General features: G+C 63.0%; 19 protein-coding genes. 10 read left to right on the plus strand and 9 right to left on the minus strand.

From position 1 onward, the window contains the following. Positions 1-66: 66 nt before the first annotated feature. The gene (locus MMAR10_RS13220; RefSeq protein ID WP_011644490.1) at positions 67-813 is read left to right on the plus strand and encodes an SDR family NAD(P)-dependent oxidoreductase; all 747 of its coding nucleotides are present in this window, start codon (positions 67-69) and stop codon (positions 811-813) included. Further along, entirely contained in the window at positions 813-1,415 is a 603-nt protein-coding gene (locus MMAR10_RS13225) for a 2-hydroxychromene-2-carboxylate isomerase (RefSeq protein WP_011644491.1), read from the plus strand. Before MMAR10_RS13220 ends, MMAR10_RS13225 begins: the two co-directional genes overlap by 1 nt. A 109-nt stretch (positions 1,416-1,524) precedes the next feature. Here the strand turns inward: MMAR10_RS13225 and rpsU are convergent, their stop codons facing one another. After that, entirely contained in the window at positions 1,525-1,803 is a 279-nt protein-coding gene (gene rpsU / locus MMAR10_RS16780; protein WP_011644492.1) for a 30S ribosomal protein S21, read from the minus strand. A gap of 76 nt (positions 1,804-1,879) precedes the next feature. Between rpsU and MMAR10_RS13235 the strand changes: the two genes are divergently transcribed. Continuing rightward, positions 1,880-2,593 carry a COQ9 family protein gene (locus tag MMAR10_RS13235; RefSeq protein WP_233353835.1) on the plus strand — a complete coding sequence of 238 codons (714 nt, stop codon included), beginning with the start codon at positions 1,880-1,882 and terminating at the stop codon, positions 2,591-2,593. Positions 2,594-2,737: 144 nt separating this feature from the next. Then, positions 2,738-3,382, plus strand: coding sequence for an alternative oxidase (locus MMAR10_RS13240; protein ID WP_011644494.1), 645 nt, complete (start codon positions 2,738-2,740; stop codon positions 3,380-3,382). Here the strand turns inward: MMAR10_RS13240 and MMAR10_RS13245 are convergent. Genes MMAR10_RS13245 through purE form a run of 3 tightly spaced genes read right to left on the minus strand, consistent with a single transcriptional unit; the run spans position 3,379 to position 5,822 of the window. Then, positions 3,379-4,164 carry a metallophosphoesterase gene (locus tag MMAR10_RS13245; protein WP_011644495.1) on the minus strand — a complete coding sequence of 262 codons (786 nt, stop codon included), beginning with the start codon at positions 4,162-4,164 and terminating at the stop codon, positions 3,379-3,381. The genes MMAR10_RS13240 and MMAR10_RS13245 overlap by 4 nt on opposite strands. Before the next feature lie 40 nt (positions 4,165-4,204). Next, positions 4,205-5,284 (minus strand): 5-(carboxyamino)imidazole ribonucleotide synthase, encoded by a 1,080-nt coding sequence (locus MMAR10_RS13250; protein WP_011644496.1) that lies wholly within the window; start codon positions 5,282-5,284, stop codon positions 4,205-4,207. Positions 5,285-5,288: 4 nt separating this feature from the next. Continuing rightward, positions 5,289-5,822, minus strand: a complete 534-nt coding sequence (gene purE, locus MMAR10_RS13255) for a 5-(carboxyamino)imidazole ribonucleotide mutase (protein ID WP_011644497.1) — start codon at positions 5,820-5,822, stop codon at positions 5,289-5,291. A gap of 142 nt (positions 5,823-5,964) precedes the next feature. On the opposite strand from purE, the gene MMAR10_RS13265 reads away from it, so the two are divergent. Beyond that, positions 5,965-6,729, plus strand: coding sequence for a GGDEF domain-containing protein (locus tag MMAR10_RS13265; RefSeq protein ID WP_011644498.1), 765 nt, complete (start codon positions 5,965-5,967; stop codon positions 6,727-6,729). A 26-nt stretch (positions 6,730-6,755) separates the two neighbouring features. On the opposite strand, the gene MMAR10_RS13270 is transcribed toward MMAR10_RS13265, so the two are convergent. Together MMAR10_RS13270 and MMAR10_RS13275 are read right to left on the minus strand one after the other, a co-directional pair. Continuing rightward, positions 6,756-6,968 carry a YdcH family protein gene (locus MMAR10_RS13270; RefSeq protein WP_011644499.1) on the minus strand — a complete coding sequence of 71 codons (213 nt, stop codon included), beginning with the start codon at positions 6,966-6,968 and terminating at the stop codon, positions 6,756-6,758. A 191-nt stretch (positions 6,969-7,159) separates the two neighbouring features. Further along, positions 7,160-7,747, minus strand: a complete 588-nt coding sequence (locus MMAR10_RS13275) for a UbiX family flavin prenyltransferase (protein WP_011644500.1) — start codon at positions 7,745-7,747, stop codon at positions 7,160-7,162. Between the two features lie 87 nt (positions 7,748-7,834). Here MMAR10_RS13275 and MMAR10_RS13280 point away from each other — a divergent pair, with 87 nt between their 5' ends. From MMAR10_RS13280 to MMAR10_RS13290, 3 genes are all read left to right on the plus strand, one after another. Continuing rightward, positions 7,835-8,023, plus strand: coding sequence for a YdcH family protein (locus MMAR10_RS13280; protein WP_011644501.1), 189 nt, complete (start codon positions 7,835-7,837; stop codon positions 8,021-8,023). A gap of 118 nt (positions 8,024-8,141) precedes the next feature. Continuing rightward, positions 8,142-9,008 (plus strand): tetratricopeptide repeat protein, encoded by an 867-nt coding sequence (locus MMAR10_RS13285; protein ID WP_011644502.1) that lies wholly within the window; start codon positions 8,142-8,144, stop codon positions 9,006-9,008. A 108-nt stretch (positions 9,009-9,116) separates the two neighbouring features. Continuing rightward, positions 9,117-9,920: an SDR family NAD(P)-dependent oxidoreductase gene (locus MMAR10_RS13290; RefSeq protein ID WP_011644503.1), complete on the plus strand. Its 804-nt coding sequence runs from the start codon at positions 9,117-9,119 to the stop codon at positions 9,918-9,920. 87 nt (positions 9,921-10,007) lie between these two features. On the opposite strand, the gene MMAR10_RS13295 is transcribed toward MMAR10_RS13290, so the two are convergent. After that, the gene (locus MMAR10_RS13295; RefSeq protein WP_011644504.1) at positions 10,008-10,676 is read right to left on the minus strand and encodes a DUF1013 domain-containing protein; all 669 of its coding nucleotides are present in this window, start codon (positions 10,674-10,676) and stop codon (positions 10,008-10,010) included. A gap of 167 nt (positions 10,677-10,843) precedes the next feature. Then, positions 10,844-11,842 (minus strand): NAD(P)H-quinone oxidoreductase, encoded by a 999-nt coding sequence (locus MMAR10_RS13300; RefSeq protein WP_011644505.1) that lies wholly within the window; start codon positions 11,840-11,842, stop codon positions 10,844-10,846. A 61-nt stretch (positions 11,843-11,903) separates the two neighbouring features. On the opposite strand from MMAR10_RS13300, the gene MMAR10_RS16960 reads away from it, so the two are divergent. Together MMAR10_RS16960 and MMAR10_RS13310 are read left to right on the plus strand one after the other, a co-directional pair. After that, positions 11,904-12,101 carry a DUF1192 domain-containing protein gene (locus MMAR10_RS16960; RefSeq protein ID WP_011644506.1) on the plus strand — a complete coding sequence of 66 codons (198 nt, stop codon included), beginning with the start codon at positions 11,904-11,906 and terminating at the stop codon, positions 12,099-12,101. 81 nt (positions 12,102-12,182) lie between these two features. After that, positions 12,183-12,710: a DUF1465 family protein gene (locus MMAR10_RS13310; RefSeq protein WP_011644507.1), complete on the plus strand. Its 528-nt coding sequence runs from the start codon at positions 12,183-12,185 to the stop codon at positions 12,708-12,710. Here the strand turns inward: MMAR10_RS13310 and MMAR10_RS16455 are convergent. Beyond that, a complete protein-coding gene (locus tag MMAR10_RS16455) occupies positions 12,707-13,327 on the minus strand; it encodes a helix-turn-helix domain-containing protein (RefSeq protein ID WP_011644508.1) in 621 nt (206 codons plus the stop codon). The genes MMAR10_RS13310 and MMAR10_RS16455 overlap by 4 nt on opposite strands. Positions 13,328-13,399: the final 72 nt, after the last annotated feature.

The raw sequence follows: 13,399 nt of genomic DNA on the forward strand, positions 1-13,399 counted from the left end.
ATGCTATGCCATTGACTCAGTCTTGTTTCAAGACTTAGGTGACATGGAACAGGGGTGGAGACCAAGATGGCCACACGGAACGCAAGTTGCGCGATCATCGGGGCCGGCGACTATATCGGGGCCGCGATCGCCCGGAAGTTCGCCGGCGAGGGCTATACGGTCCATGTCGGGCGGCGAAATGCCGACAGGCTGGAGCCGCTATGCGCCGAGATCGCCGCAGCCGGTGGGCGCTGCGTGCCTCACCAACTCGACGCCCGCCAGGAAGACAGCGTGAAGGCCTTCCTCGAGGCCGCCAATGCCGATGCCCCGCTGGAAGTGGTGATTTCCAACCCGGGTGCCAATGTCAATGTCCCGCTCCTGGAAACCACCGACCGCATCTTCACCAAGGTCTGGGAACTGGCCTGCAAGGCCGGCTTCCTGAGCGGTCGCGAGGCGGCGCGGATCATGCTGGAGAACGGCCGTGGCGGATCGATCTTCTTCACCGGCGCGACCGCCAGCCTGCGCGGCGGGTCCGGCTATGCTGCCTTTGCCAGCGCCAAGGCCGGCCTGCGCATGATGGCCCAGGCGATGGCGCGCGAGCTGGGTCCGAAAAACATCCATGTCGCCCATTTGGTGATCGATGCCGGCGTCGATACCGCCTTTGTCCGCGAGCGCATCCGTGAGGCGCATGGCGCCGAGGCAGAGGCCAACCTGCCCGAGGGTGCCCTGACCCAACCCGCCTCCATCGCGAACGCCTATTGGGCCCTGCATCAACAGACCCCGGATGCCTGGACATTCGAGATGGACCTTCGACCCCATGGAGAGACCTGGTGATGGCCGAAATCGAATACCTGATCGACTTTGCCAGCCCCAACGCCTGGCTGGCCCACAAGGCCCTGCCCGGGCTTCTGGAGCGGACCGGGGCCACCGTCCGCTACACGCCGGTCCTGCTGGGCGGCCTGTTCAAGCTGACCGGCAACCAGGCACCGATGATTGCCTATGCCGACATCCCCAACAAGCTGGCCTATGAGGGCCGTGAATTCGAACGCTTCATCGAGCGGCACGGCATCACCGGCTTCCAGTTCAATCCGCACTTCCCGGTCAACACGCTCTTGTTGATGCGCATGGCGGTCGCCGCCGAACAGGACGGTGTGCTGCCCGCCTTCATCGAGGCCGGTTTCCATCACATGTGGGAAGACCCGAAAAACATGACCGATGCCACGATCATTGCCGATGCACTGGCGGACAGCGGCCTGGATGTCGAAGCACTGCTGGCCGCGGCCGGAACGCCGGACGTCAAATCGAAGCTGATCGCCAACACGGAGGACGCCGTGGCCCGCGGTGCCTTCGGCATTCCGTCCTTCTTCGTCAAGGGCGAGCTCTATTTCGGCAAGAACACGCTGGACGAGATTGAACGCGTCATCGCCGCGCCCTGATTTCCGGGCAAGCCGGATCCGGAACTCATCTGAATCCCGGGCAAAAGGAAACCGCCGTGCCCGAGCGGACACGACGGTTTCACTTTACTCGCAATGAGGCCTGGCGACCCTAGCGGCGGGTGGTACCACCACGCTTGGCGATAAGCCCTTCGCGCTGCGCCCGCTTGCGGGCCAGCTTGCGCGCCCGGCGAATGGCTTCAGCCTTCTGGCGAGCCTTTTTCTCCGAGGGCTTCTCGTAATGATTACGACGCTTCATTTCGCGGAAAGTACCTTCCCGCTGCATCTTCTTTTTCAGCGCACGGAGCGCTTGCTCCACGTTATTGTCGCGCACAACGATCTGTACGATGGCTCTCTCTCCATTAGGTTGGACGCGAGGGCCATTCCTCACGCCACTAGTTCGCCAGAGGCGGGGCTACTAGCAGGCCTGCGACCACGTGTCCACACTGTCAGCACACACGGGCGAGGTGACGAAGTCACTGCACTGGTCTAGACAGTTCGACATGATGGAAGCCGAAACCCTGCCCCGCTCCGTGAAGGATAGCACACGCGACGCGCTTTTAGAGTCGATTCTACCGTTGGCGGCCTTTGATGGCTGGACCAATGACAGTTTCGACCAGGCTGTCACCGATTCCGGCATCGATCGGGGTCAGGCCCTGCTGGCCTGCCCGCGTGGCGCGCTCGATCTGATCGTGCGCTGGTCGCGCCAGCTGGACCTCGCCATTGTCGCCGCTGTCCGCGAGGCCGACATCAAGGCGATGAAGATCCGCGAACGGGTCCGATTCGGTGTGATGGCTCGGCTGGAAGCCATCGGCCCGCACGAGGAAGCCGCCCGTCGCGCCCGTTCTCGCCTGATGCTGCCGGATGCCGCCAGCGAGGCGCCGCAACTCCTGTGGGCCACCGCCGACACGATCTGGCGCGCCATCGGCGACACCTCGACCGATGTGAACTTCTACTCCAAGCGCACGATACTGGCCGGCGTCTATGGGTCGACCCTGTCGAGCTGGCTGAACGAGGCCGATCTGGAAAAGACGGAAGCCCAGGCCTTCCTCGACCGCCGCATCCAGAATGTGATGGATTTCGAGAAAACCAAGGCCAATATCGCCAAGCTCACCGCCGACCTGCCCGACCTCGCCGGCCTGCTCGGCAAGCTGCGCCACGGGCCGGGCCCGCGGGTCTGATCCGAACGGCTGGTTACATACGGCCGCGTCAATACCCATATCCCGATTGCGAGATTTTTCGACGCGCGGCGCCGTGCCACCTTCCGTTGCCCCTCTTACGGGCGCATCGTCACCGGCATGCACCGTCCTTTACGGGAGACCGACATGCCGACGACGGACCACATCATCCTTGACCAGCACCGCAAGCCGGAAGGCCTGGGCGATCACATTGCCTTCGGCTTTGTGAAATTCCTGCGCTTCATCGCCGACACCTTCTTTGCCAAGCGTTATGGGCACCGGGCCGTCGTGCTGGAAACCGTCGCCGCCGTGCCCGGAATGGTCGGCGGACTGCTGCAGCACCTCAAGGCGATCCGACGTATCCGCGATGACGAAGGCTGGATCCGCACCCTGCTGGACGAGGCGGAGAATGAGCGCATGCACCTGATGACCTTCATCGAAATCGCAAAACCGACCCTGTTCGAGCGGATCGTGATCATGGTCGTGCAGGCGATCTTCTATAATTGCTATTTCTTCCTCTACCTCTTCGCCCCTCGCACGGCGCACCGCGTGGTCGGCTATTTCGAGGAGGAGGCGGTGATCAGCTACACGCAGTATCTGGAAGGCATCGACGCGGGCCGCCACGAGAATGTCGCCGCGCCGCAGATCGCCATCGATTACTGGAATCTGCCGGCCAATGCCCGCTTGCGCGAAGTCGTCATCGCCGTCCGCGCCGACGAGGCCGGGCACCGCGATGTCAATCACGACTTCGCCGACCAGCTCGGCCGCAAGCCGCGCGCCCAGACGGCCTAGTCGTCAGCCACATCATCCGCCCAGCGGGGCGAATGGTAATAGGTCTGCTGTGCCGGAACCTGCACGCGCTCGCGTTCAGGCCAGCGCAGGGCGGTCAGGTGGCCACCGAAGACGCAGCCGGTATCCACACAGATGACATTGTTACGCTCGCGCACATCCGGCTCGGCGATATGGCCGTGGACGACCGTCGCCTCGCCGGCATAATTGCGGGCCCAGTCGAGGCGGACCGGCAGGCCATGCGCATCACGCTCACCCGTCACTTCGCCAAACATGGCAAAGGCCCGAACGCGTTTTGAGTCTTCGCCATGCATGTCAGCCTGCACGCCAGCATGGGCAACAATCAAACGGCCCTGATCCAGGATGAGGTGATGCGGCAATGTGTCGATGAAGGCGAGCAGTTCACGCCGGAAGTCCACCGGCTCCGCCTGCACCTGCTCGACGGTTTCCGACAGTCCATGCGTCAGCTTCACATCCCGGCCGGCCAGCCAGCGCCGGAACTTGTCGTCATGATTGCCAACCACGCAATGGCCGCGCCCACCTGCCAGCGTCGACATTACGGTGCGCAATACAGCGGGACTGTCCGGGCCGCGATCAACCAGGTCGCCAAGAAAGACGAGCCGGCGCCCCTTCGGATGGTGCCAGTCATGCACGTCCCGCCGGTCATAGCCCAAGCGTGCGAGAAGGCTCACCAGCTCGTCAAAACAGCCGTGAATATCGCCGATCAAGTCGAACGGGCCGCTATCATCAATGAAGGCGCGCGGGTCGGGGGGCGTCCGGATCATGCAACCAACATAAGGCGCCCGGCGCGTTTTGGAAGCGGGGTCAGAGCGGCGACAACCGGTTCACATGCCCCATCTTTCGGCCATCCCGCGTGGTGCGCTTGCCATAGAGATGGAGGCGGGCCTGCGGATCGGCGGCGAGTTCGGGCCAGGCATCGGCGTCATGACCGATCAGATTGGTCATCACGCAGGCCGAGTGGGCCGATGGGTCACCCAGCGGCCAACCGGCGACGGCGCGCATGTGTTGCTCGAACTGGTCGCAGCCACAGCCATCCATGGTCCAGTGGCCGGTATTGTGAACGCGCGGCGCGATCTCGTTGACGATCAACTCGCCGCCGCCGAGATCGAACAGCTCGACCGCGAACACGCCGACATGTCCCAGACCATCGCCCAGGGCGCGGGCTATCGCCAGAGCGCGGTCCTGGGTCGTTCTGTCAATGCCGGGAGCCGGGGCCGTGGTGGTCTTGAGGATGCCATCGCCATGGACATTCTCGGCCAGCGGATAGGCCCGCACTTCGCCGCTCAGCGAGCGGGCGGCCACGACCGAGAGTTCACGCCGGAACGCCGCCGCGCCCTCGAGGATGGCCGGCTGCTGGCCGATCGCTTCCCAGGCGCTGCGGGCATCGGCCTCGGTGCGGATCCAGGCCTGACCCTTGCCGTCATAGCCGAAGCGTCGCGTCTTCAGCAGGGCGGGCAGGCCGATATCCTCGATCGCTGCTTCCAGGCCGTCGATATCGTCGACCTGGGCGAAGGGGACTGTTTTCACGCCCTGCTGATTGATGAAGTGCTTCTCGATGAAACGGTCCTGGGTCAGTTCCAGCGACTTGGCGCCCGGGCGCAGGGGTGCGGCCGCAGCAGCGATGGCCACGGTTTCGACCGGGACATTCTCGAATTCATAGGTGATGGCGTCACAGCGATTGGCGAAATTGGCCACCGCGCCGGCATCATCCCACGGCGCGCAATAACTGCGTGCGGCGACGCGGCTGGCCGGGCAATCTGGCTCGGGATCATAGATGTGGACGTCAAAGCCGAGCGCGGCACCGGCCGTGGCCAGCATGCGGCCAAGCTGACCGCCGCCGAGAATTCCGATCACACTGCCCGGGGCCAGTGGTGCATCGCTCATGATGTCAGTCCTCGACCGTCACCGGAACGCTGTCGGTCTGGGCCTGGCGCCAGGCGTCGAGCCGTTCGGCCACGTCGGCATCCATCAGCGACAGGATGGAGGCGGCCAGAAGTCCGGCATTCTTGGCCCCCGCATCGCCGATGGCCAGCGTGCCAACCGGCACGCCGCCCGGCATCTGGACGATGGAGAGCAGGCTGTCCTGACCGTTCAGGGTCTTGGACTTCACCGGAACACCAAGCACGGGCAGGCTGGTCATCGATGCGACCATGCCCGGCAAGTGCGCCGCGCCGCCGGCGCCAGCAATCACCACCTTGATTCCACGACCGCGAGCGGCCTTGGAAAATTCGACCAGCCGGTCCGGCGTGCGATGGGCGGATACGACCTGCTTCTCATAGCCGATCCCCAGATCGTCCAGCACATGGGCAGCCTTCTTCATCGTCGGCCAATCCGAGCGTGAGCCCATGATGATGGCGACATCGACGATGGCTGCGGATGGAGCTGCGGGAGAATTCGGAGACTGGGGCGAAACTTCGCTCATGACGCTTCCTGCGCGGGAAAAGGAAGCGCGCGACCATAGCTCTGCCCGCGTGAAGGTCAAGATGATCCCGCGAAACCGGGCCAATCGGGGGCAAATCGGGCCGGGTTTGACCGTTTCTTAACCACACTTGGCGAGCCTGAGCGTGAACAGAATCGAATTGGAACGTGCCATGCGCATCGGACCGACCTCCCCGACCGGGAACATCTCCCGTCCCGGCAAGACCGACAAAGCCCGACCTGGCAGCGAGACACGCGCGAGTGCCGCGCCGTCGGACGCAGCCTCCATCATGGGCGTGCCGGAAGCCGAGCTGACACCGAATGTCCAACGCGCCCTGCTGTCACTGATGGGCGAAGTCGACCAGCTCCGCAAGGAAACCGAACGCCTGCGCGGCCGCGTCCGTGAACTGGAATCCCTGGCCGATCACGACGTCATGCTGCCGGTGCTGAACCGCCGCGCCTTCCTGCGCGAAGTCAGCCGCGCGCTGGCGCTGGCCGAACGCCACAACGCACCGTCCGCCCTGGTCTATTTCGACCTCAACGGCTTCAAGGCGATCAATGACCAGTACGGTCATGCCGCCGGCGACGCCGCGCTGCACCATGTCTCAAACCTGCTCACGGCCCATATCCGCGAGACCGACGCGGTCGGGCGCCTGGGGGGCGATGAATTTGCCGTTGTGCTGACGCTAACCGGCCCCGACGGCGCTCAAGTGAAAGCCCAGGAGTTGGCGGACCGGATTTCGACGACACCCTTCGACTATGCCGGACGCCAACTGACGGTCGGCACGGCCTGGGGCTGTCAGCCCCTTCAGGCTGGCGGCAAGGCCGAGGATGTGATGGCGAGTGCCGACGCGGCGATGTATGCATGCAAGCAGGCGCAAAGGTCCGACGCCGAGCGCAAACAGGCCTGACGACCTGTTGCCCGGCCGGAGGCCGTTCAGGCGATGATGTCGGGTGTCAGCTGGTCTTCCAGATGCGAGATCGCATCCTTGATCCGCAACTTTTCCTTTTTCAGACGCGCATATTTGAGTTGGTCGATCACCCCGTTTTCGGTCAGCGCGTCAACCTCGTGATTGAGGGCCACATGCTGCTCGCGCAGACCCTCGATCGTTTCGGTCAGCGTCTGCTGGTCCAGGAATTCTCCGTCCATTCCTCAGCCGTCTCTTTCTGATCTGGTCCTGTTGTGACCGGGACCCACTCGCGCCGATCATCCGGGCCGAAACCGGTCTGGTGTCGCCTTCCAGGTCCGCGCACAAATCTGCGTGGCGCTGCGCATAGAGTAGCGGCATTCGCCGGTCAAATAAATTGCCGATCACGCTGCAGGTGCGAATAGCCGCCCCGCTAGCGTCGCCCGCCTTCCAGGTCTTCACCCCAGCGCCGGGTGCCGTCCCAGTCCAGGTCGAACAGGTCGAGCGCCCGCCCGACCGACTGGTCGACCAGGTCATCGATGGATTTCGGCTTGGCGTAGAAGGCCGGCAGGGGCGGACAGATGACGGCGCCCATTTCGGTCAACGCCTCCATTGTGCGCAGATGGCCGAGATGAAACGGTGTCTCGCGCACCATCAACACCAGGCGCCGACGCTCCTTGAGCACCACGTCTGCGGCGCGGGTCAACAAGCTGGAGGTCACGCCGGTGGCGATCTCGGACATGGTCTTCACCGAGCACGGCGCAATCAGCATGCCGCGCGTGGCGAACGAGCCGGACGCGATCGGGGCGCCGACATCGGGCATCTTGTAGACATGGTCCGCCCGGGCCCGGAAATCCTTGATCGAAACGTCTGTTTCATAACCAAGCGTCATTTCGGCCGCTTTCGAGGCGACCAGATGGGACTCGATGCCCAGCGTCTTCAACGCCTCCAGCGCTCGGATCCCGTAGATGATCCCGGAGGCGCCCGAGACGCCGACAATCATCCGGTCCGGTTTCATCATATCTTATCCTCGAAACGTTTCGTGAGTAGACATAATGCAGGAACCTGTTTCAATCGAATGTTCCACTTCACAAGAGGAGACGTCTCCATGCCCATCGAAGCCCGCATCCGTGAGCTCGACGCCAAACATACGCGTCTGGATACACAAATCGACGAGGTCAAGAAGCACCCGTCGGCGGATTCCCTGGAACTGGCCCGCCTCAAGAAGCAGAAACTCCGAATCAAGGAACAGATAGAGGATCTGCGACTATCGGCGCACGTCACACTCACGGGTTAGCTGGTTACATCATCGCAATCATCATCAGGGCGGCTTTCGGGCCGCCCTTTTTGCGCGCTACACTAGGCCCTGCGTTCAATAGGCCCCATATTGAAGACGAGACCTTCTGGAGTTCCCGATGCGTTTATCTGCCTTGCTTGCCGCCAGTCTTCTGCTTCTGCCAGCCGCACCGGCTTTCGGCCAGGCTCCGTCCAACAGCGAGCCATCTGAATGCGCCGCCGGACGGGCTGCACTTGACCTTGGCAATACCGCAGAGGCGATTGATTTCTTCCGCACCTGTCTCGACCGGGCCGAGCTCGACATGAATGCCGAGATCGGCATCTACGCGGCCATGGGAGCGGCACAGCTGTCTGAACAGGACTTCCAGGCCGCACTCGAGGCCTATAATTTCGCCTTCGCCATCGTTGAAACCAATGGCGGCCGTGTCGTTGAACCCTCCCTGTACCGCAATCGCGGTATCGCCCGATCCGAGCTGGGGCAGCTGGATGGCGCGCTCGAGGATCTGCTCCAGGCCGCCGCCGCCGCTCCCGACGACACGCTGACCCATATCAATCTCGGCGTTGTCTATCAGGCCCTGGGCCACGAAGCCGATGCCGTGGTTGCCTTTGATACAGTGGTCCGCCTTGAGCCGGACTGGATCGGCGCCTGGATCAATCGCGCCGGCGCCCTGCTGGATGTCGGCATGACCGGTGCTGCCGTCGAGGACGCCCGCCGCGCTGTCGAACTGGCTCCGGAGGACGGTTCGGCCCTGAACATGTTGTGCTGGACACTGATCCAGGACGGACGCGCCGAAACCGCCCTGCCCCTGTGCGAGATGGCCGTAGCCGCCGAGCCGGACATCGGCGCGATTGTCCATTCGCATGCCACCGCGCTGGAAGCTGTGGGCCGGGCCGATGAGGCCCGCTCCCTGTATCGACGTGCCTGGCGCCTGTCCCCGGAAGACCCGGAAATCACCGAAGATTACGAGCGAACCCACAATCCCTGATCCGGCAGCCCCGTGTCGGGGAGGTGGCGATGGATTGCCAGCGCGCTCTGCCTGTGCAAGGTCAGCGAACTTGGAAAACGCCATTGGCGTTGGCTGTGAGGACTGAATATGGGTGACCGTGTCGCAATCATCACCGGTGGTGCCAATGGCATCGGCAAGGCCTGTGCCCGTCGCCTGTCCGAAGATGGCTGCCATGTCGTGATCGCGGATGTGGACGTTTCGGCCGGCCAGGCGCTGGCCGAGGAGCTTGGGGGCGACAAGGGCAAGGCCCTGTTTGTGTCGTGCAATGTCGCTGACCGCCTTGCGGTCAACAATCTCCTGTCCGAAACCCGCTCGACCTTCGAACGCCTGGATGTGCTGGTCAACAATGCCGGCATTGTTGCCGGCGGTGACATACTGACCCTGTCGGAATCGGATTTCGACAAGGTGATCGGCGTCAATTTGCGCGGCGCCTTCCTGGTCGCCCGCGAGGCCGCCCGGCAGATGGTCGACCAGATCGAGGAAGACGGCGAGCGGGCTGAAGATGTGCGCCGTCGCTACGCCATCATCAACATGTCCTCGGTCAATGGCGTCATGGCGATCCCCGACCAGCTCGCCTATTGCGCCACCAAGGGTGCGATGAACCAGATGACCAAGTCGATGGCCCTGTCGCTGGCCAAATACGGCATTCGGGTCAACGCCATCGGTCCGGGCAGCATCAATACCGATGTGCTCAAGGCGGTAAACGACAATCCCGAAGCGATGGACAAGATCATGTCGCGCACGCCGCTGCAGCGGATCGGTGACCCGGATGAGGTGGCCTCGGTGGCGTCTTTCCTGGCGTCAAGGGATGCCAGCTACATCACCGGCACGACCATCTATGCCGATGGGGGCCGCATGGCGATGAACTACACGGTGCCAAAAGGCGGCTAGACGCCCCGGGGCCCGACCGGCCGGACACAAAAAAGGCCTGGAAACCGCCGGTTCCAGGCCTTTTGTCTCTATTGGGAATAGCCCGGCCTATTCGGCCTTGGGACCCCCAAACAAGGTTTCCAGGTCGATTTCCGCTTCCTCGGCCGGCTTTTCTTCCGACTGGTGCAGGTCTTCCTGGGCTTTCAGCGTGTCAGTCAGCAGCTCGGGATTTTCTTCCTCGAGTTTGCGGCGACGGGCCGAAGCCTTCTTGACCTGCTCGTCGAGATCGATCTGCGTGCACAGGCCCAATGAAACCGGGTCGGTCGGCTTGATGTTGGAGGAGTTCCAGTGGCTGCGCTCGCGCACGGCCTGGATCGTGGTCTTGGTCGTGCCGATCAGCTTGGAGATCTGGGCATCGGCCAGTTCCGGGTGATTACGGACCAGCCATGCTATCGCGTCCGGACGGTTCTGGCGACGCGACAGCGGCGTGTAGCGCGGGCCACGTCGTTTGGCCGGCTGGTGCAGCTCGGAATATTTCGGCTTCACAACCGTCATCCGGTATTTGTCGCTGTTCTCGGCTTTCTCGATCTCTTCACGCGTCAGCTGACCGTTGGAAATCGGGTCGGCGCCGCGGACACCGACGGCAACGTCGCCATCAGCAATGCCCTTCACTTCGAGCGGATGCAGGCCGCAGAAATCGGCGATCTGGTCGAAGGTCAGCGAGGTGTTGTCGACGAGCCAGACGGCCGTCGCTTTCGGCATCAGGATCTCGGTCATGATCTCAGCTCCCAAGGGAAAAATTTTAAGGGCACAAAAACAAGAAAAGCCCGACGCGGCGGCCGGGCTTGGGCTTCCGACGCTGGAGGCAGGTCTGCACCATCCAGCGATTTGATGCATTTATAACGCAGACCGGGGCCGCTGCAAAGCCGGGCCGCCTGCACAATTCAGCAAAGCAGAAGTATTTTTCCAGCATGCTCGCCGGAATCGAGCCGTTCGTGTGCGGAGCGTGCATCGTCGAGGTCAAAGCGGCTGTCGATGAGCGGCCGCATCTTCCCGTCGGCGATCCAGGGCCACACCGTCTGGCGGACGGCCTGGGCCAGTCGCGCCTTTTCCTCGACCGGACGGGCCCTAAGGGTCGAACCGGTCAGGGTGATCCGCTTGAGCATGACCCGCATCAGATCGACCTCGACCCGGCTGCCGGCCAGAAAGGCGATCGAGGCGATCCGCGCGCCGACCCGGGCGCAATTGATGTTCTTCTGGACATAGCCGCCGCCAACCATGTCGAGAATGACATCGGCCCCGCCCGCTTCTGTCACCACGGTCTCGAAATCGGTGTCGCGGTAATTGATGGCGATATCGGCGCCAAGCTGACGGCATTGCGCGACCTTCTCCGGCGTCCCGGCTGTCGCGATCACCCGCGCCCCCGCCGCCTTGGCCAGCTGGATCGCGGTCGAGCCGATTCCGCTTGTGCCGCCATGGACCAGGAGTGTTTCGTCTCGCGACAAGGCGCCAATCTCGAACACATTGGTCCAGACCGTGAAGACCGTTTCCGGCAGGCCGGCCGCATCTTCCACCGGGACACCTTCGGGTACCGGCAGGACCGACCCGGCCGGTGCCAAGGAGTACGCCGCATAGCCGCCGCCTGCGACCAGGGCACAGACCGGATCACCCGCCTTGTACCCGGTCACACCCTCACCCAGCGCCTCGACATGGCCGGCAACTTCCAGACCCAGCCCCTCCGGTGCACCGGGCGGAGCAGGATAGAAGCCCAAGCGTTCGATCTGGTCGGGCCGGTTGACCCCGCAGGCCGTGTTTCGGATCAGGATTTCACCGGCAGCGGGCGACGGTATGGGGCGGGCGACAACGTCCAGCACGTCAGGCCCGCCGGGCTCGCGCGCGATCACGATACGGTTCAGTTCGGGCTTCATCTCAGTCTCGGTCATGGGACTTTGGCCTCCATCGCGCTATTATCTGCCTGCACAAAGCTCATGTGGAGGCCAGACCATGTTTCACGACGAGGAAAGCATCGCAAGCCAGCGCGCCAAACAAGGCATCATTCCCGGCGAGGATTTGAGCGCCCTGTCGCTGGACGATCTGGCCGAACGGCGCACCGTGCTGGAGGCCGAAATCGCACGGATCGACGAGATCACTGACAAAAAGAAGGCCGGTTTGAATGCGGCCGACGCGGTGTTTAAGTTTTGATCAAACTCTTTGGGCACTGTGTGGCCCAAGCCTTGCTACGATTCGCCCATCAATCGTGACCGACGTACAAATGGACCCGCAATGACCGATAGTCAGACACCGACCCTCTTCCCTGCCGGCGGCGCGCCAGCCGCCCGGGCCCAGGACTTCGCCGCTTCGGAAATGTTCCAGAAGCTGTTTCGCGAAGGCATGGACATGGTGGAAGAGACGGCCAGCTATCTGGACGGGCCGGGTCGCGATGATTCCAAGTCTCTGGATCGCGCCGGGGCGCTGTCCTACGCGACCGAGAGCATGAAGCTGACTACCCGCCTGATGCAGGCTGCCTCCTGGCTGCTGGCCCAGCGGGCCGTCGCCGAAGGCGAGATGTCTGCCGAGGCGGCAACGGATGGGAAATACCGGCTCACCGCAGACCGTCCGGATGAAAACCTGTGGCCGGACGGCGAAACCCCGCCAGCCGTGCTGGGTGACCTCGTGCGTCGGTCGCGCTCGCTCTATGCCCGCCTCAAGCGCATTGACGACAATCTCTATGTCGACGGGGTGATCGAAGCGGAAGCCAATCCGGTCGCCGACCAGATGGCCATGCTGCGCGGCGCCTTCGGCCAGCGCTAGCCTAGGTCTTTCAGGCTGAACAGCTTGTCACGAACGATTTTCAGCGATGAAGTGTGTTCAGACGGATCCTGGTCTGTCGGGGTCGGGATGCGGACTTCCAACCGCACGATTACTTCACTGTGCGGGACCCGAAAACTCGTCAAGCTGAGCTCGACCGGTCTGATCTTCCCATGGCGGTGAAGCAGCGTGACGCCCGAGGCGGATTCAACGCGCCCCTCGAACAGTCCCGCTTCAACCAGACGGCCGAGCTGAGCATCCACGTCGGGGCCGAACAGGCCATGGATAGGTTTACCGACATCGTCATGGCCCAGGAATTCGGTCAGCTCTGCTGCACTGTCGCTGATCAGATCAAACACCACACCTTCGTCGCGATCGACAAGCAGCCCGGCGACATTCGGACTGGTGCGTACACTCACCCGCAATGCCTCGATAAAACGTGCGGCCGGCGTCTTCGCGAGCCTCTTGAGGAGCTTTGACTGTATGTTCGGTGGCGGCTCAGAAACGCCGCGCTCCCACTGACTGACACTGGCTTGGCTAACGCCGAGCTGCAGGGCCAGGGCATCCTGCTTGATATCTTCGAAGTGCCGCAGTTCCTTGATTTTGTTGACCCAACTCATCAATAATATTCTTACTTAAATTATGGCCTCTGCGATACTTTCTGCCCGTCGGATACCACGAACTCCAGCGTT

The organism is Maricaulis maris MCS10 (genome assembly GCF_000014745.1).
Lineage (GTDB): Bacteria > Pseudomonadota > Alphaproteobacteria > Caulobacterales > Maricaulaceae > Maricaulis > Maricaulis maris_A.